We start from the raw sequence: 19,138 nt of genomic DNA, 5'->3' as shown, positions 1-19,138 counted from the left end.
GCCCAGCTCTCGTTGTATCCCCTTCGGCGGACCCGTGCCTGCGACCGGCGCAAGTCGGTTGCGCGAACTAAATACGAAACGCTTGACCTTCCCACCATGGGAAGGACTATCCTCTCGGTATGGATTCGAGGAACAAGCAAATGAACAACACTGTCCTGATCATCGATGGCATGACCTGCGCCTCGTGCGTGGCGCGGGTCGAGAAGGCGCTGCGCGCGGTGCCGGGCGTGAGCGGCGCCAGCGTCAACCTGGCCACCGAGAAGGCCAGCGTGCAGGGCGGGGCCGCGCCGGATGCCCTGGCGGCCGCCGTGCGCGCAGCCGGCTACGAAGCTGGCATCGAACTGCCCGACGCCACCGGCGCGGCCCCCGCCCGGCGCAAGGAAAAGGGCGCGCTGCCTGCCTGGTGGCCGGTGGCCGCCGCCATGCTGCTCTGCCTGCCGCTGGTGCTGCCGATGCTGGCCGCACCGTTCGGTCATGACGTGATGCTGCCCGGCTGGCTGCAGCTGGCCCTGGCCACGCCGGTCCAGTTCTGGCTCGGCGCGCGCTTCTACCGCGCCGGCTGGAAGGCTTTGCGCGCCGGCAGCGGCAATATGGACTTGCTGGTGGCGCTCGGCACCAGCGCCGCCTATGGCCTGTCGGTCTACCTGCTCCTGAGCGCGGACGCACATGGTGTCCATGCCAATTCCCAGCTGCACCTGTATTTCGAAACCTCGGCGGTCGTGATCGCCCTGGTCCTGCTCGGCAAGTGGCTGGAAGGCCGCGCCAAGCGCCAGACCCTGGCGGCGCTCGACGCACTGGGCCGCCTGCGGCCCGACGAGGCGCTGGTGCGGCGCGCTGGCAAGGACGTGCGGGTGGCGCTGGCCGCGCTGCGCGTGGGCGAGCTGATGGTGGTCAAGCCCGGCGCGCGGGTGCCGGCCGACGGCGTCGTGGTCGACGGCCGCAGTCACCTGGACGAGTCGCTGCTGACCGGCGAGAGCCTGCCGGTGGCCAAAGAACCGGGTGAGCGGGTGGCCGGCGGCGCCGTCAATGCCGACGGCCTGCTGCTGGTCGAGGCGACGGCGGTCGGCGCGGCGACGATGCTGTCGCAGATCATCCGCATGGTCGAGGATGCGCAGGCGGTCAAGGCGCCGATCCAGCGCCTGGTGGACCGGGTCAGCGCGGTGTTCGTGCCGGTCGTGCTCGCGATCGCGCTGGCGACCCTGCTGGGCTGGGGCCTGGCGGGTGGCGACTGGCAGGCGGCCGTGCTCAATGCGGTGGCGGTGCTGGTGATCGCTTGCCCTTGCGCGCTGGGGCTGGCCACGCCCACCGCGGTCATGGTCGGCACTGGCGCGGCAGCCCGCCACGGCATCCTGATCAAGGACGCGGAGGCGCTGGAAACCGCGCATGCGCTGGACGTCGTCGTGTTCGACAAGACGGGCACCCTGACCGAGGGCAAGCCGCAGCTGCTGGCCCATGAAGGAGCCGATCCGGCGCGGCTGCTGGCGCTGGCCGCCAGCGTGCAGCAGGGTAGTTCCCACCCGCTGGCGGGCGCCGTGCTCGAGGAAGCGGCGCGCCAGGGACTGGCGCTGCCAGCGGCCAGTGCCGCGCGCGCACTGCCGGGCCGCGGCGTCGAGGCCGAGGTCGACGGCGCCACCATCGTGCTCGGCAACCGGCGCCTGATGGATGAACTGGGCGTGCCAGCTGCGGGTGGCGAGCAGCATGAAGCGGCCGGCCGCACCGTGTCCTGGCTGGCCGTGCGCAGGGACGGCCGGGTGCAGGTGCTGGGCCTGCTCGCCTTTGGCGACCGCATCAAGCCGGGCGCCCCAAGCGCCATCGCGCGTCTGAAGACGGCCGGCATCGAGCCGGTCCTGCTCAGCGGCGACAGCCTGGGCGCCGCGCGCACGGTGGCGCAGGCGCTCGGTATCGAACGCGTGCATGCCGAGGTGCTGCCGTTTGATAAGGCGCAGGTGGTCGCAGGCTTGCGCCAGGAGGGGCGCAAGGTGGCGATGGTCGGCGACGGCATCAACGACGCGCCGGCGCTGGCGGCGGCCGACGTGGGCATGGCGATGGCGACCGGCACCGACGTCGCCATGCACAGCGCGGGCGTGACCCTGATGCGTGGCGACCCGCGGCTGGTGGCCGACGCCATCGCGGTGTCGCGCCGCACCTATCGCAAGATCCGCCAGAACCTGGGCTGGGCCTTCATCTATAACGTGATCGGCCTGCCGCTGGCGGCCTTCGGGCTGCTCGATCCGGTGCTGGCCGGCGCCGCGATGGCGCTCAGCTCGGTCAGCGTGGTCGCCAACGCGCTGCTGTTGCGGCGCTGGACGCCGGCGCCTGCAGCGGCAAGCGCACCCGCATTTGTACCCCCATCCGTATCCACTTCAACCACCGGGGCGGCAACGCCCCAAACGACAGGAGAAAACACCATGTATGAATTGACCGTGGAAGGCATGAGCTGCAATCACTGCGTGGGCCGCGTTACCAAATCGGTGCAGGCGGTCGACGCCGAGGCGCAGGTCACGATCGACCTCGACAAGGCCAGCGTACGCATCGACAGCCAGGCCGACCTGGATCGCATCGTGGCCGCCATCGACGGCGCCGGCTACCCGGTCACCGCACGCGCCCCGGCCTAGGGTTTGTTCGTCGCTGGGTATCATTTATGGACGATAAGACATTAAATTCCAGCCCCATGCATGGCGAATTGCGCTATATTTTATTGAAACGACAATAAAACCAGACACCGCCCGGACAGCCCAAAAAGCATGCTGCCCCCGCCGGATCCTCCACGGGGAGATACATGCGACACGGCGTTCTTGCGGAACCGACGGACCTGGTAAAGCATCATCCAAGCGGCGCCCAGTTGCGCCACGTGGTGTGGGTATTGGGCGGCCTGGCGCTCGCCTTCGCGCTGCTGGCGCCGGCCGCCGGCTTGCCGCTGGCGCGGGCGCCGGAATTCATCCCGATGTACGGCTCGGTGCTGATCGGCGCCAACCTGCTGACCGGCATCCTGCTGCTCGGACACGTCCACACGGGACGTTCGCGCGCGCTCGGCCTGCTGGTGCTGGGCTACCTGCTCACGGCGCTGATCGCCAGCTCCCACCTGCTGACCTTTCCCGGCCTGTTCGCCGACCAGGGCGTGCTGGGCGGCAATCACCAGACCACGCCCTGGCTGCACGTCGCCTGGCATGCGCTATTCCCCCTGTTCGTGCTCGGCTATACCCGCAGCACCCATGCGCCGCCGCTGCCGCCGCACTTCATGCGCATCGGCGCCCTGCTGATCGTGCTGGTCGCGGCGCTGCTGGTGCTGGTGTCGACGTCGGGCGCCCGCTGGCTGCCGCCGTTGATGGACGGAGATCGCACGCTGCCGCTCTATCACTGGATCGCGGGCGCCGTACTCGCGCTATCGGTCGGGGTGCTGTGGGCGATCGTGCGCAAGCGTCCGCGCACCGTGCTCGATGTCTGGCTGGCGGTGGCGATGGCGGCCTGGGTGTTCGAGGTCGCGTTGTCCTGCGTGCTCAATGGCGGCATGTTCGACCTCGGTTTCTATGCCGGCCGCCTGTACGGTCTGGCGGCCGCGTTGTTCGTGCTGGGCGCGCTGGCGATCGACAATATCGCCTTGCACGCGCGCCTGCACGCGACGTTCCAGGAAATGATCGAAACCCGCGCCCGCGCCCAATGGCAAAGCCTGCTGGGGACGGTGCTGCAGCAGTTGCCGGACGGGGTGCTGATCGTCGACGCGGCGGGCCGCTGCGTGATGGCCAACGACCAGGCCGGCCGGATGGCCGCCAGCTTTGCGCCGGGCGCCGCCGGTGCACTGGCTGGGGAGCACACCGGCATCGCCGCGATGCTGGACCTGATCCGCGATCCGGTGGCGCGCGCGGTCGGCGGCGAGACGTTTCACGACGCCGTGCTGGAAAGCGACCATGACGGCGTGCGGCGCACCCATACGGTGAGCGGCGCGCCCCTGCGCGACGGCGCCGCCGAACTGGCGGCGGCGGTGATCGTGGTGGGCGACATCACCGAGCGTACCGAGGCCAGCGCGGCGCTGGCGCGCGCGCTGGACCAGACCCGTTACCTGGTCGAGAACACGCCGCTGGCCGTGATCGAATGGAACCGCGACCTGGTCGTCACCCTGTGGAACGGGCGCGCCGAAGAGTTGTTCGGTTGGCGCCAGCATGAGGTGGTCGGCGAGCGCATCGATGCGCTGCCGATGATCCACGAGAGCGACGCCGACCAGGTGGGCCAGATGATCCGGCGCCTGCTCGATTCGCCCACCCGCCACGCCAAGTCGAGCAACCGCAACCGCACCCGCGACGGCCGCGTGCTGTGCTGCGAGTGGTACAACTCGGTGCTGGTCGACGAGTCCGGCCAGATACTGACCGTGTTTTCGCTGGTGCTGGACGTGACCGAGCGCGAGCAGGCGATGGATGGCCTGCGCGAGGCCGACCAGCGCAAGGACGTGTACATCGCCACCCTGGCGCACGAGTTGCGCAACCCGCTGGCGCCGATCGCCAACGCGGCCTCGCTCCTGCGCAGCAAGTCGCTTCCGCCCGAGCGCATCGAATGGATCGCGGCCATGGTCGGGCGCCAGGTGGCCCAGATGGCGCGCCTGCTGGACGACTTGCTGGACGTGTCGCGCATCGGGCGCGGCAAGATCGAACTGCGGCGCGCGCGCGTCGACCTGGGACGCCTGATGCGCGACGCCCTGCAAGCGAGCATGTCGCTGATCGAGAACGGGCGCCACCAGGTGGCGCTGCGGCTGGTCGACGAGCCCCTGTGGGTCGAGGCCGACGCGCTGCGCCTGACCCAGGTGTTTGCGAACCTGATCAATAATGCGGCCAAGTACACGCCGCCCGGCGGCGCGCTCGAGATCGGGCTGCGCTCGGAGAATGGCGAGGCGGTGGCATGGGTGGCCGACAATGGCGTCGGCCTGGACCACGGCATGATCGAGCGCGTGTTCGATCCCTTCGTGCAGGTCGCCAGCGCGCGCCACCTGGCCCAGGGCGGGCTGGGAATCGGGCTGTCGCTGGCCAAGGGCTTCGTCGAACTGCATGGCGGCAGCATCCACGCCGACAGCGACGGGGCCGGGCGGGGCGCCACCTTCATCGTGCGCCTGCCGCTGTGCGAGGCGGCCGAGCCGGAGATGCACGCCGAGGGCGAGTCGGCCGGCGGCGCCGTCACCGGCAGGCACATCCTGGTGGCCGACGACAATGTCGACGCCGCCGAGTCGCTGGCCTGGCTGCTGCGTTCGGAAGGGGCGACCGTGACGGTGGCGCACGACGGCGCCCAGGCGCTGCGGCTGTACCATGCGCGCTGCGCCGACATCGTGGTGCTCGATCTCGGCATGCCCGAGATGAGCGGACTGGAAGTGGCGGCTATCCTGGCCGACAAGTGCCCGCGCCCCTACCTGGTCGCGGTCACGGGACGCGGCCGGCAGGAAGACCGCGCCGCCTCGCTGGCGGCCGGCTTCGATCATCACTTGACCAAGCCGGTCGCGCCGCAGCAGCTGATCGAGCTGCTGCGCGGGGTGACGCAGGAGCGTGCTGGCTCCTAGTGCTGATGGCCGCCGTGGTCCTTCGCGCCGGGCTTGCGCGCGTTGAGGGCCGGGCCGGCCGGCGCCGCCGGGCTGGCGGCCGGTGCGCTGGCGGCGGCCGGCACCTCGCCGGTCCACTCGCGCGCGACGCTGCCGGCGGGATGACTGTACCAGCCGGGATCGCGGTAGTCGCCGCGCTTCTGGCCTTCGCGCACCTTCAGCACCGTGAACATGCCGCCCATCTCGAGGTTGCCGAAGGGGCCGTCGCCGCTCATCATCGGCAGGGTGTTGTGCGGCAGCGCCATCTTCATGTCGCCCATCGAACCGCCCTTGTCGCCCATGACCATATAGCCCGGCACCAGCTGGTTGATCTTCTCGGCCACGCCGCGGTGGTCGACGCCGATCAGGGTCGGCACGTCGTGCCCCATCGCGTTCATCGTGTGGTGCGATTTGTGGCAGTGGAAGGCCCAGTCGCCCGGCGCATCGGCCACGAACTCGATGGCCCGCATCTGGCCGACGGCGACGTCGGTGGTGACCTCGGGCCAGCGCGCCGATTTCGGCACCCAGCCGCCGTCGGTGCCGGCCACCTCGAAGCGGTGGCCGTGCAGATGGATCGGATGGTTGGTCATCGTCAGGTTGCCGACGCGGATGCGCACCTTCTCGTTCAGCCCGGCAACCATCGAATCCAGGCCCGGGAACACCCGGCTATTGATGGTCCACAGGTTAAAGTCGAGCATGGTGTTGGTGCGCGGGGTGTAGCTGCCCGGTTCGATGTCGTAGGACGACAGCAGCATCACGTAATCGCGGTCGACGGCATGCTGGCGTGGATTCTTCGGGTGCGTCACCCAGAAGCCCATCATCCCCATCGCCATCTGCTGCATCTCGTCGGCATGCGGGTGGTACATGAAGGTGCCTGCATGGCGCGCCACGAATTCGTAGACGAAGGTTTTACCGGGCTGGATGCCGGGTTGCGTGAGGCCGGTGACGCCGTCCATCCCGCACGGCAGCAGCTGGCCGTGCCAGTGCACGCTGGTGTGCTCGGGCAGCTTGTTGGTCACGAAAATGCGCACCCGGTCGCCTTCGACCACCTCGATCGTGGGGCCCGGGCTCTGGCCGTTATAGCCCCACAGATTGGCCTGCATGCCCGGCGCCAGTTCGCGCACCACGGGTTCGGCCACCAGGTGGAATTCCTTGACGCCGTCCTTCATGCGCCAGGGCAGGGTCCAGCCGTTGAGGGTCACGACCGGGTTGTAGGGACGGCCGCTCGGCGGCGCCAGCGGGGCCGCGGTGGCGGCGGAGGTGTGGACGGGGGCTTCGGGCAGCGAGGCCGCGCCGGCCTTGCTCACCAGCGAGGCGCCCAGCATGGTCACGCCAGCGCCGGTCAGGAACGATCTGCGGTTGGTCATTGTGCTTCCTTGTGTTCGTGTGCGGGCGGCAGACGGCCTCCCAGGGCGGCTTCGAGGTCGGCCTCGGCCAGCCAGAAATCCTTGAGGGCGTCGATGGTGGCGTGCACCGCCGCCGCCTGTTCGCGCGCATCGGCCAGCAGCTCGAAGGGGCTGGCCAGCATGCCGTTGTAGCGCAGCAGGGTCTCGGCCGCGATCTTCTGGCGTAGCGGGATCACGTGGTCGCGGTAGTGGCGCGCGACGTCGTGGCTGGCGCGGTAGCCCAGGTAGCCGGCGCGCGCTTGGCTGCGCGCGTTCACGGCCGTCTCGGCGACCCGCCCGACGGCCTGCATATACATGCCTTCCGCGCGCGCGACGCGAGCGCCGCCCCAGTCGAACAGCGGCAGTTCGAGCGAGATCTCATAGCCTTCGCTGCGCGGCTCTCCCGTCTCGCTCTTGCTGGCATAGCCCAGGTCGAGCACATTGACCATGCGCGTGGTGCGCGTCAGGCCGAGGTCGGCGGCGGTGCCGGCGGCGGCGGCGCGCGCGGCGCGCACGTCCAGCCGTTGTTCGAGGGCCAGGCGCTCGATGCCTGCCAGTTCGACCGGCTGCGCCGGCAGCTCGGGCAGGCGTTCGGGCAGCGCGTAGCCGGCATGAAAGCCCCACAGGCCGAGTTGGCGCGTCAGGTGTTCGCGGGCGACGTCACGGGCGCGACCGGCGCGCAGCACGGCGGCGCCGGCTTCGGCATGGAAGGCCGATTCGCGCGCCAGGTCGAGCGCGCTGGCATTGCCGGCCAGGGTCATGCGTTCCATCAGTTCGCTGGAGGCGTCGGCAGCCGCGGCGACCTGGCGCGCATAGTCGAGCGCCTGGCCGGCGGCCACGGCCTCGATCCAGGCGCGCCGGGTGGCGATCGCATGGCGTTCGATGGCGGCGGCGACCTGCAAGGTGGTCTCCTGGTAGCGCCGCTCGGCCATGCGCTGGCGCAGCGGCATGGTCAAGAGGCCCGCCAGGTCGAGCGACACGCCGCGCTCGATCTCGCGGCTACCGCCGCCATCCATGCGCGAGAAGCCGAACGAGGGATTGCGCAGGCGCGCGGCCTGGGCCAGGTCGGCCTGGGCGATGCCGGCGTCCCAGTAGCTCGCCTGCAAGCCCGGGTGGTTCAAGACGGCGATGCGCACGGCGGCGTCCAGGCCGAGGGGCTCCTTGAGCAGGGCGTCGATCTCGGATGCCAGCGCGCGCCGGTCGTCGTCATTGCGCAGCAGGCGCGCCTCGACGCCGGTGCGGGCGCGCGCCTCGTCGGCGCTGATGCGGAATGCGGTATCGGGATTGGTGCTGGCGCAGCCGGCCAGCAGCAGCGCGCCGGCTGCGGCCAGCGCGCTGCGCGACATGATTGGCGCGGCCATCAGTGGTGTTCTCCATGCCCGTGGTGGCCATGGTGCTCATGGTTGTCCGCTTTCGGCTGCGCCTTCTGGGCGGGCTTGGCGTGGCCGGCATGCCCGGAATGATCGGCATGCGCGCCATGATGGGCATGCGCCGGCTGGCCGGCCACGGTGCGGTTGCTTTCCCGCCAGTTGCGGTCGGGCGTGGTCGCGGCGGCGGCCGGCGGGCGCTGGACGTGGGCGCTCTGGTAGCGCGTCTCGGGAACGGCGGCGGTGGGGTCAATGGCGGTGTGCTGGGCGACGGCGGGCATGGCCGCGAGCAATGCGCCCAGCAGGGCGGCCGCGCGCCATGGCGCGGTGGTATGGATAAACATGGTGTCCTCGTTCGGATGAAATACGGCGGGCCGCGCACGGGGCGCGGCGGGCGAAATCAGGCGAGCGGGAAGCGGGGCGGTCGTTCGGGCAGCGCGAGGTCGACCGCGGCGAGGCGGCCGGTGGCGGCTATGAGGAGGGCGGTGGCCAGGGAGGGCGCCGGCGGCGCGACGCCTGCCGCGGGCGCCATGGCGGCGCCCATGCAGCATGCGGCGCAGGCGCTGCAGCTGCCGTCGTGATCGTGCGCATCCTGGGCAAGGTCCGGCGCCGTGTCTTGCGTCTCGTGGCAAGGGCTGCTCGCGGCGTCGTGGTGCGCCGTAGTAGCATGCGCGGCCTGCTGCGTCCCTTGTGGCGCATCGTGCGCGCACGCAAGCATGGCGGCCGAAGCGATTCCCTGGAACGGGATTGCCAGCAGCATCAGCCATACGAGCAGGAGACGGACGAAATATTTCACGCGGCGATTCTAGCACGCCTGGCACCCCTGGCGGCAAGCCCCGGCTTCGACGCGCCGTCGGGCCGCGGCGTTTGATACGATGTGTCACTACTTGCCGATGAAAAGGTCCCCCGTCAATGAGCGTTCGCAACCTGCAATACCTGTTCGCGCCGAAATCGGTGGCCCTCATCGGCGCCTCCGAGCGCCCCGGCAGCATGGGCACGACCCTGCTCGACAACCTGCTGGGCGGCGGTTTCAAGGGCAAGCTGTACGCGGTCAACCCCAAGTACGAGCAGGTCGGCGAGCTGCCCTGCTACGACAGCGTGGCCGACCTGCCCGAGGCGCCCGAGCTGGCCGTGATCTGCACGCCGCCGGCGACCGTGCCGCAGCTGGTGCGCCAGCTGGGCGAGCGCGGCACGCGCGCGGCGGTGGTGCTCAGCAGCGGCATGGCGAAGGCGCGCGATGGACGCGGCCGCAGCCTGCGCCAGGCCGCGCTCGACGCGGCCCATCCCTATCTGCTGCGCCTGCTCGGACCGAACAGCGCCGGCCTGCTGGCGCCGGGCCTGGGCCTGAACGCCAGCGTGGCCCACAGCGGCGCGCTGCCGGGCCGGATCGCCTTCGTCTCGCAATCCGGCTCCCTCATGACGGGCGTGCTGGACTGGGCCCGCACGCGCGGCATCGGCTTTTCGCACTTCATCTCGCTGGGCGACTCGAGCGACGTCGACCTGGGCGACGTGCTGGACTACCTGGCCAGCGACGGCCACGCGGGCGCCATCCTGCTCCACGTCGACCAGCTGCGCTATGCGCGCAAGTTCATGTCGGCGGCGCGCGCCGCGGCGCGCAGCAAGCCGGTGCTGGTGCTCAAGTCGCGCTCCGGCGAGGACGGCGTGCGCGCGGTGGCCAGCGAGAGCGGCGCCCTGGCCAGCGAGGACGACGTGTTCGACGCCGCGGTGCGGCGCGCCGGCATGCTGCGGGTCTACACCACCGAGCAGCTGTTCGCGGCGGTCGAGACCCTGGCCCATGCGCGCCCACTGCATGGCGAGCGGCTGGCCATCGTCAGCAACGGTGCGGGTCCCGGCGTGCTGGCGCGCGACGCGCTGCGCTACGGCAAAGGCACGGCCGCCACCTTGTCGCCCGAGACCATCGCCCAGCTGGACGCGCTGCTGCCCGGCGGGGCGGGCGCGAAGTTGGCCAATCTGCCGGTCAACCTGCTGGGCGGCGCGCCGCCCGAACGCTACGCGGCCGCGCTCGAGACCCTGCTCAAGGACCCGCAGGTTGACGCCGTGCTGGTGGTGCATTCGCCGACCGCCACCGTCGACAGCCGCGAAGTGGCGAACGCCATCGCGCCGCTGGCGCGCGCCGCCTCGCGTCCGATCCTGTCGTGCTGGCTGGGCGGCGCCTCGGTGCTCGAGGCGCGCACCATCGCCGCCAATGCGCGCATGCCGACCTTCCGCACGCCCGAGGACGGCGTGGCCGGCTTCCTGCAACTGGTGAACTACCGCCGTAACCAGAACCTCCTGATGGAAGTGCCGCCCTCGATGGTCGGCCACATGGCGCCCGACCGCAGCAGCGCGCGGGCGCTGGTGCGCGAGGCGATCGCCAATAAACGCCTGCTGCTGTCCGATCCCGAGACCAAGGCCATCCTGCGCGCCTACGGGCTGGCCCTGGTCGAGACCCGCGCCGCGCCCGACGTCGAGGCCGCGGTAGCGGCGGCGCGCGCCATCGGGTATCCCGTCGCGGTCAAGATCCTGACCCCCGACGTGATGCACAAGTCGGACTTCGGCGGCGTGACGCTCGACCTCGATTCCGACGACGCGGTGCGCGCCAGCGCCCAGCGCATGAGGAAGCGCCTGGACGAGCTGTTCCCCCAGGCGCGCTTCGACGGCTTTTCGGTGCAGGCGATGTGCCGCCGCGCCAATGGCCATGAACTGATCGTCGGCGCCGCCACCGATCCGGTGTTCGGGCCGGTGCTGGTGTTCGGCCAGGGCGGGATAGCGGTGGAGGTCACCGACGACCATTCGGTGGCCCTGCCGCCGCTGAACCTGGTGCTGGCGCGCGACCTGGTCGACCGCACGCGGGTGGCGCGCCTGCTGGCCGGCTACCGCAACCGTCCGCCGGCCAACCTGGATGCGATCCTGGCGGTGCTGATCCAGGTCTCGCGCCTGGTCTCCGATATTCCCGAGATCGTCGAACTCGACATCAACCCGCTGCTGGCCGACAGCCGTGGCGCGACCGTGCTCGATGCGCGCATGCGCCTGGCGCTGGCCGACCGCTCGGGCAGCACGCTCGACCGCCTGGCAATCCGTCCCTATCCGCGCGAGCTAGAAGAAACGATAGCCTGGCACGGCGCGCCGCTGCTGCTGCGCCCGATCCGCCCGGAGGACGGCCCGGCCCACCTGGCGTTCTTCGATGCGCTCACCCCCGACGACATCCGCTACCGCATGTTCGTGCGCATCCGCGAGCTGCAGCCTTCGCAGCTGGCGCGCTTTACCCAGATCGACTACGACCGCGAGATGGCCTTCATCGCCACCCGCAAGAATGCCGAAGGCGTCAACGAGACACTGGCGGTAGGCAGGGTGGTGGCCGATCCCGACAACACCAGTGCCGAATTCGCCGTCACCGTGCGCTCCGACCTGAAGGGCATGGGGCTGGGGCGGATCATGATGACGAAGCTGATCGAATACTGCCGGGCGCGCGGCACCGGCGAAATCGTGGGCGAGGCGCTGCCGCAGAATTCGCGCATCGTCGCCATGGTGAAAAAGCTGGGTTTCGAGGTGACGATCGACGGCGAAGAAGGCATCCGAAAAATGCGCCTTGCATTACGTTAGGGTTTTGCGAGGTTTCGTGACAAAAGGTGAACTTTGCACGCGGCCACGATGGTATCGTAGCGCCCATTCTTGCCGTACTTGTCGCCCTGTCACGTCGTGACGATCCGCCTCAGCATTTGCAACTCGAACCTCGTATCGATCACGATGTCCCGACTCGGTCTCTTTTTCTGCGCTCCCTACGCCTTGTTCATTGCGGCCTGTCTCGGCATCGTCTCGCTGGGCAATGTCGACTACCAGTCGCAGTTCACCTACCTGGAGCTGCCGATCGCGGCCCAGCTGGCGCTGGCGCACTGGCTGGGCCTGGACCGCGCGCTGGAAATCATCTCGTGGCCCGATGCTTATGGCCTGTTCATGACGCCGGCCTTCATCCTGCTGTACGCGGCCGGCGCATCGATCGAGCGCAGCCTGGATCGGCGCTAGCAGCGTGATGAAGGAAGTACACGCGATCAGGTGGTTCAAGTACCGCGAAGCCGGCATGGCATCGTGGATCGTCAAGCGGGGACTGCTCGCCTACGGTATCCCGATGTACCTGTTCTTCGTGATCTCCGGATGGTTCAGCAAGCCCGAGCAGTTCGTGCCTTCCCTTGTCTACAACATCCCGTCCTGGCTGATCGCGGGCACCGTGTTCGGCGTCCTGACCTGGTACGCATTCGAATGGCAGTACCGGCGCTATGTGGTGAAGAACGGGGAGCCTTCGGCATCCGTCAAATGACGCGGCGTGGGGCGGCGGTCAGCGGGTCGCCGCTGTTCGGGGTCCCGGTCGGTTCGATCAGCAGGATATGCGCCTCTTCGCTCGCCCGCGGCCGGTGACGAACGCCTGCGGGGACGATATACACCTGGCCGGCCGTCAGGCTGACGGTTTCCCCATCCTCGATGTCGATGTCCAGCCGGCCATGCAAGACCAGGAAGAAGTCGTCGGTGTCGTCGTGCACATGCCAGTGATAGTCGCCGCGCAGCTTCGCCACCATCACGTCATGGCCATTGAACAGCGCGACGGTGCGAGGCTGCCAGGCCTCGCTGAAGGTGGCCAGTTTGGTGGCCAGGTCGATCGGAGTGTGCATATGGCGTCCTTGGAGTAAAAGCGCCATTCTTGCCGGTCTGCCCGCTGCGGTCTTGTACAATTGTTGCATGCGTAAACACTCCCGCCGCTCAGTCAACCAGGCCACATTCGGTGCGTTGCCCCATGGCGTGACGCTGATGCAGGCCGACTTTGCCGACCATGCCTTCGAACGGCATAGCCACGAAGGCTTCGTCATCGGCGCCACGACGTACGGCATCCAGCGCTTCCGTTGCAAGGGCCGCCAATACGACAGCCAGGCCGGGGACTTCGTGCTGTTCAATCCGGACGACGACCACGATGGCCGGCCGGGGACTGAGGATGGTTTTCGTTATACGCTCTGGTATCTTCCCGAGGACTTCGTCTCCAGCTGCACGGACGCGGACGTCGAACCGCGGCGCAGGTGCTACTTCGCCAGGCCGCACGTCACCGACCGACAGATGACCGAGCGGTTCAGGGCCTTGTCGGCCAGCCTGGCCGAAGCGCTCGCTGAATCACGCCTCGAATCGCTGCGCGCTGAATCCCTGATGCGCGCATTTTTGGGCACGATGCTGGGCCGGCACGCGGAGCGGCCGCAGGTCATTGCCGCGCAATCCCGTGGCGCCGGTGGGGCGGCGCTGGCCCGGGTCAGGGACTATATCCGGACCTGCTACGCACACGATATGACGGTCTCGGACCTGGCCACCGTGGCGGGCTTGTCGCGTGCGCACCTGACGCGCGCGTTCAGCGCCGCCTACCACATGCCGCCGCACGTCTACCTGAATGCCGTGCGCATCACGCAGGCGCAAGCGCGGATGCGGCTGGGCATGCCGCTCGCGGAGGTGGCGCTCGCATGCGGTTTCGCCGACCAGAGTCACTTTACCCGCCGCTTCAAGGGCGGCGTTGGCGTCACGCCGTCGGCATGGCGCGGCATGCATTGCGCAACCGGCGTGGCAGCCGACTGAGTGCGCGCGCTAGCGCCGGAACCGCACGTCCTCGCTGACCACCGCCGCATCGCCCTTCGGCTTCTTGGGCTTTTTCGGTTTCTTGACGATCTGCCCCTTCGCATCCGTCAGCGGCACCCGGTGGTCGGGCACGAAGCCCGGTTCTTCGACGCGCTCGAGCGTTTGCCGGGTCAGCACCTCGATCGCCGCCAGCTGCTCGACTTCGTCGGCGCACACCAGCGACACCGCCTCGCCGGTGGCGCCGGCGCGGCCCGTGCGGCCGGTGCGGTGCACGTAGTCTTCGGCCACGATCGGCAGGTCGACGTTGATCACGGCCGGCAGGTCGTCGATGTCGATGCCGCGCGCGGCGACGTCGGTCGCGACCAGCACCCGCACCTCGCCGGCCTTGAAGCGTTCGAGCGCACGAAGGCGCGCCGGCTGCGGCTTGTCGCCGTGGATCGAGTCGGCCGTGATGCGCTTGGCTTCGAGCAGCGACACCAGCTCGTCCACGCCCTTGCGGGTGCGGGCGAAGGCCAGCACCTGGGTCCAGTCATGGCGCTTGAGCAGATGCACGAACAGCTCGGGCTTGCGCTTCTTGTCGACGGTGATGATCCATTGCTTCACCGCGGCGACGGTGGTGTTGCGCGGCGTGGCCTCGATGCGTACCGGCTCGCGCAGCATCTGGTTCGATAGCGCGCGGATCTGGTCCGAAAAGGTGGCCGAGAACAGCAGGGTCTGGCGCTTCTTGGGCAGCAGTTTCATGATGCCGTCGAGCTCGCGCGCGAAGCCCAGGTCGAGCATGCGGTCGGCTTCGTCGAGCACCAGGGTCTTGACTTCATTGAAGCGCACCGCGTTCTGGCGCTGCAGGTCGAGCAGGCGGCCCGGCGTGGCGACCATCACGTCCACTCCGCGGCGCAATGCCATCATCTGCGGATTGATGCTCACCCCGCCGTAGGCGACCATGGTGCGCAGCGGCAGGCCTTCGGCATAGGTGCGCACGCTTTCGTGCACCTGCTCGGCCAGCTCGCGGGTCGGCACCAGGATCAGCGCGCGCACCGCATTGCTGCCCACCTCGCCGCTCTTGGCAAGGCGCTGAAGGATCGGCAGGGTGAAGCCGGCGGTCTTGCCAGTGCCGGTCTGGGCCGCGGCCATCACGTCGCGGCCGGCCAGCACGGCGGGAATCGCCTGCTCCTGGACGGCGGTGGGGGTGTGGTAGGCGAGGGCGTCGAGGGTGCGGACGATCTGGTCGATCAGGCCGAGGGATGCGAACGACATGGGTGGGAGAACCTTGGGACGGAAATGAACAGCGCGTAGTTTACCCTGCCGCGGCCGGCATGGCGATAACGGCGGCTGGGCGGCGGCCGCACCGGGGTCTTGTGGGGCCGATCGGCGTGCGGGATTACGCTGCCGGCGCGCTCGTAGTGAGCACGCTGGCGGAGAGGTCGGCGATCGGCTTGACCGGCTCGTTGTGTTCGCGGCACGCGCCGAGGGACAGGCAGGCCAGGATGAGCGCGGCGGCGGGAAGGATGCGTCGTTGCATGATGATCTCCTCCGGTTGGTGTGAGTCCATCTTACGCCGACCGGGCACGGCGCGGCGCGCTTCATCGCCTGCCAGGTTCATGGCGCGCCTGGTGCTTGCGGTGACACACTGTTCGGCAGGCTCGGCGTGCATATTTACTCCAGTCAATAACAATCAATTTCTCGCAACGCTCTTGTATATTCAACTCATGCAGCTGAAATAATTGAGTGAGATAAGTTCGCTTAAGGCATGCTTTTGAAATGCCTTGTGCATAAACGCTTCTTAATATTTTAGGGAAAATAGCGAAAAACGCGAAAATCCCCGCAAGTGAGTTTTGGTGAGGATTCGAGGAGTCGGATTTATTAATACTCACGAATATTATCGAATGCTGGTTATCGATATGCAGATCGATTATTTAGCATCGGGGAGCGCTAAACATTGAGTTGGGACTTTATGTCGACTGCATACCCGGCTCGAATAACGCCACGCGCAAATCCGGAAAATCTCCAAAGAGTACCTATACGTGCAAACCACGACGCACACGCCGCCTGACGGGTTCTCACCGCCCCGTTCCTGTGCCTGGGGATTCTGGCGATCCCTCCGCCCAGCCCGCCGCCATCTGCCCTCACTCCCTATGCGCACCCGGGCCGCGATCCACCTGGAATTGCATTTTGTAAAGACAATTATTATATCGATTGCCACTATCTTGAAATAGAGAGGATGAATATCTTTGCTATGAAAACAATTGCCACTAAGAATATATTATCTGATCGTGCGTTATTGCTTAGACACTCACGCGATTGTATTTTGGAAATTATATTAACAGAAAAAAATGAATGTTGACTCTATTATATTTGGTAGGTAAAAGCCAAAAACTTCTTGTTGTGCGCGAAAACTGATTATATTATTGGCCCGCATTCGAAGTGTTTGATCCGGATTAAGACGATGACCGATTATCTAATGGAGAAAATGATGATTAAATTCAAGTTGAACCTGCATCGCCAACGCGGCCAGGGAATGATGGAATACGTGATTATCGTGGCGCTGATCGCGGTCGCCGCAATCGGTGTGTATTCTGTATTTGGCCAGACGATGCGTAACCAGACTGCTGGCCTGGCCAACGAGATGGCGGGTGTCGATTCCTCCAGCCAGATTTCTGCAGCTGGCACCACCGCCAGTACCGCCGCCACCCGTGCGGATGCCACCAAGGGCATGGCAACCTACAACGCCGACAACGACCAGGGTGGCGCTGGCGGCACTGGCGGCACTGGCGGTACGGGCAGCAATTGACCGGCAACACATGAGGGTTTGACGGGTCGATGATGTTGGCAAGCGGAAAAATGACAAGCGCACCGATGCGGCAGGGCGGGCAGGCAATGGCGTTCGTGCTGGTGTTTGGTGCGGTCGCCGCCTTGATTGCGCTGCTTCTGTTCAATAGCGGCATGCTGGCCAACGCCAAGACCCGTCTGCAGAATGCGGCGGATGCCGGCGCCTACAGCGCGGCGCTGCTGCAGGCGCGGGACCATAATTTTGCCGCCTACACCAACCGCTCGATCGTGGCCAACCAGGTGGCGGTGGTCCAGATGGTCAGCCTGAAATCCTATCTCGAAGACGCGGCCGACACCCGTGACCGGATGGACGAACTGGCGCTGGACCTGCAGTCGTCCATTTACCCGACCTCCAAGCCCACCTGGAATCTCGGCAAGTCGGTGCCGATCAGGCAAGTGGATGCGGCGTTTTCGGCCGTGGCGCCGGTCGCGGTGTCGGGTCTCGGCCGCCTGATCAGGGCCCATGAGACGGCGCAGCACGCGCACCACGCCGCCACCATTCTCGACATGGCGCTCGTGGCCGACGAAGTTGTCGCACGCAACGACCCCGCGGCTGAACTGACCAATGGTGCATTCCGGCTCGGCCGCACCAATGTCCAGATCGTGAAGTGGGGCAATGCAACCGTCCGCCATCGGGCCAACGATCCTTCGCCCGAAGCGGACCGCTTCGCCGACGTGGTGGTCAGCGAACAGTCGACCGACCGCTTCAGCCGGGTGCGTCCTTCCTCGCCGCTGCCACGCTGGTCCAGCACGAGCAAGCTGTGCCGGATTTTGCCAAACCATGTCAGGTCGTACACCCGCTTCGACTTCGTCCACGCCGGCGCCAGCCAGCTCAGCGAAGACAAGAAGCGCTGGCTGGCGCTCGACGCCACCACCGGTGGGGGTGTCGCGAGCTGCACCATCTGGTATCCCTGCTGGACCGGTGTCTGCTATAGCACCAGCACCGAACCGCATATCGACGGCAATTTCGGGCTCGGCGGCGCCGGCGGCGCGGTGGCCGGCAGGGGAGGCGACTACGACAGCCTGCGCGGCTACCGCGGCAACCCCACGGCAAGCTATGCCTTCGGCGGCGCCTCTGCCCTTGGTCAGGGCTTCATACGCTATCAGTCCGAGGGACCGGGGGGCACGCTCGACGGCGCCGGCGGCCTGCAGGACTACTACCGCGACGTGGCCAATCCGGGCAGCGCCATCCCGGCCAATCAGGCGCCCGAGCTGAATGGCGGCGCCGCCCCAGTCACGATCGAAGTCCAGCGCATCGCCGACACCATGCGTACCTCGTCGCAAATCCTGCACGATTCGGACCAGCTGCGGCTGGAAGATGGCATGCGCGGCGAGACGATGCGCGCGCTGTCGTCGGCCCATGCCTATTTCTACCGCCCCGGCAACGAGGCCGCCAGCAGTTTCACGCGTACCGGCTGGCGCCGCGGCGACGGCAAGACCGAAGTCGCCAACCAGTTCAACCCGTATTGGCAGAGCCGGCTCGTCGACCGCAGCATCGACGATCGCGCCGCATCGTGGGCAGCCCAATGAGCCGGCGCCCGCATCCGCGCAGCCCGCAGGGTGGCCAGGCAATCGCCGAATTCCTGGTGGCCGCGGTGCTGCTCCTGGTGCCACTGTTCCTGGCGGTCGCCGCGCTCGGAAAATTCGTCGATGTGCAGCACGTCGCCACGATGGCGGCGCGCTACGGCGCCTGGGAGCGCACCGTCTGGTACGACGAATCGGGCACGGAGTTCAACGGCATCAATGGGCCGAACCAGAAGAGCGCCGCCGCCATCAAGGGCGAGATCGCGGCGCGCCTGTTCAGCGACCGCGCCGCCACCGCCAGCGTCATCCGCGGTACCGACGGCGCCAATACGGCGCTGGCGAACGGCATCGACCCGATGTGGCGCGATGCCGCCGGCGTCGCCTACCTGGCCAGCTACGACAGCTTCGATGCGCAAGGAGCGCGTACGACGCCCCAGCGCGACGTCGCCGGCGCCTCGATGGCGGCGCTGTCTGCGATCGAGGTCAGGGGCGTGGCCGGTTTCGTGCCGCCCCTGCCGACCGACACGCTGGCGCTATCGACCGTATCGCTGGCGGACATTGCGCGCGACAGCGCGGTGTATGCGCGCCTGTGGGGCGGCACGCCCGGCGGCTGGCAAGGTCTCGACTTCAGCGCCACCGGCGCGATCCTCTCGAATACCTGGGGCGCCAACGGCAGCGGCGCCACCCGCGCAATGGTTACGCGCACGGTGCCGACTGCCCAGGGCCTGGGCGCAGTCGTAACGGCCGCCAGGGAGGGCATCCGACCCTGGGATGCGGCCGCTGCGCCGGGCATCGAGGTGGGCAAGATCGCGGTCGACGTCGTGCCGGCCGACCGCCTGAGATAGCGCGCATGCGCACATTGTTAACCACGAAAGAAA

The 19,138-nt window shown here is 67.9% G+C and carries 16 protein-coding genes; 9 read left to right on the top strand and 7 right to left on the bottom strand.

What is annotated here, in order from left to right:
* The first annotated feature begins 140 nt into the window (after nt 1–140).
* Together AC3A6F_RS16620 and AC3A6F_RS16615 are read left to right on the top strand one after the other, a co-directional pair.
* Nucleotides 141–2,615: a heavy metal translocating P-type ATPase gene (locus tag AC3A6F_RS16620; protein ID WP_487682612.1), complete on the top strand. Its 2,475-nt coding sequence runs from the start codon at nt 141–143 to the stop codon at nt 2,613–2,615.
* A 164-nt stretch (nt 2,616–2,779) separates the two neighbouring features.
* Nucleotides 2,780–5,536 carry a PAS domain S-box protein gene (locus AC3A6F_RS16615; protein ID WP_487682610.1) on the top strand — a complete coding sequence of 919 codons (2,757 nt, stop codon included), beginning with the start codon at nt 2,780–2,782 and terminating at the stop codon, nt 5,534–5,536.
* Here the strand turns inward: AC3A6F_RS16615 and AC3A6F_RS16610 are convergent.
* Genes AC3A6F_RS16610 through AC3A6F_RS16595 form a run of 4 tightly spaced genes read right to left on the bottom strand, consistent with a single transcriptional unit; the run spans nt 5,533 to nt 9,102 of the window.
* Nucleotides 5,533–6,921, bottom strand: coding sequence for a multicopper oxidase family protein (locus tag AC3A6F_RS16610; RefSeq protein ID WP_487682608.1), 1,389 nt, complete (start codon nt 6,919–6,921; stop codon nt 5,533–5,535). The genes AC3A6F_RS16615 and AC3A6F_RS16610 overlap by 4 nt on opposite strands.
* Nucleotides 6,918–8,300 (bottom strand): TolC family protein, encoded by a 1,383-nt coding sequence (locus AC3A6F_RS16605; protein ID WP_487682606.1) that lies wholly within the window; start codon nt 8,298–8,300, stop codon nt 6,918–6,920. The genes AC3A6F_RS16610 and AC3A6F_RS16605 overlap by 4 nt, the downstream gene beginning before the upstream one ends.
* Nucleotides 8,300–8,650: a hypothetical protein gene (locus tag AC3A6F_RS16600; protein WP_487682604.1), complete on the bottom strand. Its 351-nt coding sequence runs from the start codon at nt 8,648–8,650 to the stop codon at nt 8,300–8,302. Before AC3A6F_RS16600 ends, AC3A6F_RS16605 begins: the two co-directional genes overlap by 1 nt.
* A gap of 56 nt (nt 8,651–8,706) precedes the next feature.
* On the bottom strand, nt 8,707–9,102 hold the full coding sequence (locus AC3A6F_RS16595) for a hypothetical protein (RefSeq protein WP_487682602.1): 396 nt from the start codon (nt 9,100–9,102) through the stop codon (nt 8,707–8,709).
* A 116-nt stretch (nt 9,103–9,218) separates the two neighbouring features.
* Between AC3A6F_RS16595 and AC3A6F_RS16590 the strand changes: the two genes are divergently transcribed.
* The 3 genes from AC3A6F_RS16590 (at nt 9,219) to AC3A6F_RS16580 (ending at nt 12,621) form a co-directional block, all read left to right on the top strand.
* Nucleotides 9,219–11,909, top strand: coding sequence for a bifunctional acetate--CoA ligase family protein/GNAT family N-acetyltransferase (locus AC3A6F_RS16590; RefSeq protein ID WP_487682600.1), 2,691 nt, complete (start codon nt 9,219–9,221; stop codon nt 11,907–11,909).
* A gap of 144 nt (nt 11,910–12,053) precedes the next feature.
* Complete coding sequence (locus tag AC3A6F_RS16585; RefSeq protein ID WP_487682598.1) at nt 12,054–12,329, top strand: hypothetical protein; 276 nt, start codon at nt 12,054–12,056, stop codon at nt 12,327–12,329.
* Between the two features lie 7 nt (nt 12,330–12,336).
* Entirely contained in the window at nt 12,337–12,621 is a 285-nt protein-coding gene (locus AC3A6F_RS16580) for a hypothetical protein (RefSeq protein ID WP_487682596.1), read from the top strand.
* Here AC3A6F_RS16580 and AC3A6F_RS16575 read toward each other — a convergent pair.
* Nucleotides 12,614–12,970 carry a cupin domain-containing protein gene (locus AC3A6F_RS16575; protein WP_487682594.1) on the bottom strand — a complete coding sequence of 119 codons (357 nt, stop codon included), beginning with the start codon at nt 12,968–12,970 and terminating at the stop codon, nt 12,614–12,616. The two genes, AC3A6F_RS16580 and AC3A6F_RS16575, sit on opposite strands and share 8 nt — an antisense overlap.
* Before the next feature lie 67 nt (nt 12,971–13,037).
* Here AC3A6F_RS16575 and AC3A6F_RS16570 point away from each other — a divergent pair, with 67 nt between their 5' ends.
* On the top strand, nt 13,038–13,910 hold the full coding sequence (locus tag AC3A6F_RS16570; RefSeq protein WP_487682592.1) for an AraC family transcriptional regulator: 873 nt from the start codon (nt 13,038–13,040) through the stop codon (nt 13,908–13,910).
* Nucleotides 13,911–13,919: 9 nt separating this feature from the next.
* On the opposite strand, the gene AC3A6F_RS16565 is transcribed toward AC3A6F_RS16570, so the two are convergent.
* Together AC3A6F_RS16565 and AC3A6F_RS16560 are read right to left on the bottom strand one after the other, a co-directional pair.
* Nucleotides 13,920–15,164, bottom strand: a complete 1,245-nt coding sequence (locus AC3A6F_RS16565) for a DEAD/DEAH box helicase (RefSeq protein WP_123071785.1) — start codon at nt 15,162–15,164, stop codon at nt 13,920–13,922.
* Nucleotides 15,165–15,288: 124 nt separating this feature from the next.
* Nucleotides 15,289–15,429, bottom strand: a complete 141-nt coding sequence (locus AC3A6F_RS16560; protein WP_187271562.1) for a hypothetical protein — start codon at nt 15,427–15,429, stop codon at nt 15,289–15,291.
* Nucleotides 15,430–16,353: 924 nt separating this feature from the next.
* Between AC3A6F_RS16560 and AC3A6F_RS16555 the strand changes: the two genes are divergently transcribed.
* From AC3A6F_RS16555 to AC3A6F_RS16545, 3 genes are read left to right on the top strand one after another with little or no spacing between them, the layout of a single operon-like run.
* Nucleotides 16,354–16,698, top strand: a complete 345-nt coding sequence (locus tag AC3A6F_RS16555; RefSeq protein WP_487682589.1) for a Flp family type IVb pilin — start codon at nt 16,354–16,356, stop codon at nt 16,696–16,698.
* A 50-nt stretch (nt 16,699–16,748) separates the two neighbouring features.
* Nucleotides 16,749–18,266 carry a pilus assembly protein TadG-related protein gene (locus AC3A6F_RS16550; RefSeq protein ID WP_487682587.1) on the top strand — a complete coding sequence of 506 codons (1,518 nt, stop codon included), beginning with the start codon at nt 16,749–16,751 and terminating at the stop codon, nt 18,264–18,266.
* Complete coding sequence (locus AC3A6F_RS16545) at nt 18,263–19,105, top strand: hypothetical protein (protein ID WP_487682585.1); 843 nt, start codon at nt 18,263–18,265, stop codon at nt 19,103–19,105. The genes AC3A6F_RS16550 and AC3A6F_RS16545 overlap by 4 nt, the downstream gene beginning before the upstream one ends.
* The last annotated feature ends 33 nt before the right edge of the window (nt 19,106–19,138 follow it).

This window comes from Massilia sp. Soil_C_3, assembly GCF_057657035.1.
The sequence above is the reverse complement of the archived record's forward strand: the minus strand, read 5'-3'. Positions and strand labels throughout refer to the sequence as shown.

What these genes read in the sequence shown, in the direction of transcription:
- AC3A6F_RS16620 (WP_487682612.1), top strand. Translation starts at nt 141, where the DNA reads ATGAACAACACTGTCCTGATCATCGATGGCATGACCTGCGCCTCGTGC.
- AC3A6F_RS16615 (WP_487682610.1), top strand. Translation starts at nt 2,780, where the DNA reads ATGCGACACGGCGTTCTTGCGGAACCGACGGACCTGGTAAAGCATCAT.
- AC3A6F_RS16610 (WP_487682608.1), bottom strand. Translation starts at nt 6,921, where the DNA reads ATGACCAACCGCAGATCGTTCCTGACCGGCGCTGGCGTGACCATGCTG.
- AC3A6F_RS16605 (WP_487682606.1), bottom strand. Translation starts at nt 8,300, where the DNA reads ATGGCCGCGCCAATCATGTCGCGCAGCGCGCTGGCCGCAGCCGGCGCG.
- AC3A6F_RS16600 (WP_487682604.1), bottom strand. Translation starts at nt 8,650, where the DNA reads ATGTTTATCCATACCACCGCGCCATGGCGCGCGGCCGCCCTGCTGGGC.
- AC3A6F_RS16590 (WP_487682600.1), top strand. Translation starts at nt 9,219, where the DNA reads ATGAGCGTTCGCAACCTGCAATACCTGTTCGCGCCGAAATCGGTGGCC.
- AC3A6F_RS16585 (WP_487682598.1), top strand. Translation starts at nt 12,054, where the DNA reads ATGTCCCGACTCGGTCTCTTTTTCTGCGCTCCCTACGCCTTGTTCATT.
- AC3A6F_RS16580 (WP_487682596.1), top strand. Translation starts at nt 12,337, where the DNA reads ATGAAGGAAGTACACGCGATCAGGTGGTTCAAGTACCGCGAAGCCGGC.
- AC3A6F_RS16575 (WP_487682594.1), bottom strand. Translation starts at nt 12,970, where the DNA reads ATGCACACTCCGATCGACCTGGCCACCAAACTGGCCACCTTCAGCGAG.
- AC3A6F_RS16570 (WP_487682592.1), top strand. Translation starts at nt 13,038, where the DNA reads ATGCGTAAACACTCCCGCCGCTCAGTCAACCAGGCCACATTCGGTGCG.
- AC3A6F_RS16565 (WP_123071785.1), bottom strand. Translation starts at nt 15,164, where the DNA reads ATGTCGTTCGCATCCCTCGGCCTGATCGACCAGATCGTCCGCACCCTC.
- AC3A6F_RS16560 (WP_187271562.1), bottom strand. Translation starts at nt 15,429, where the DNA reads ATGCAACGACGCATCCTTCCCGCCGCCGCGCTCATCCTGGCCTGCCTG.
- AC3A6F_RS16555 (WP_487682589.1), top strand. Translation starts at nt 16,354, where the DNA reads ATGACCGATTATCTAATGGAGAAAATGATGATTAAATTCAAGTTGAAC.
- AC3A6F_RS16550 (WP_487682587.1), top strand. Translation starts at nt 16,749, where the DNA reads ATGACAAGCGCACCGATGCGGCAGGGCGGGCAGGCAATGGCGTTCGTG.
- AC3A6F_RS16545 (WP_487682585.1), top strand. Translation starts at nt 18,263, where the DNA reads ATGAGCCGGCGCCCGCATCCGCGCAGCCCGCAGGGTGGCCAGGCAATC.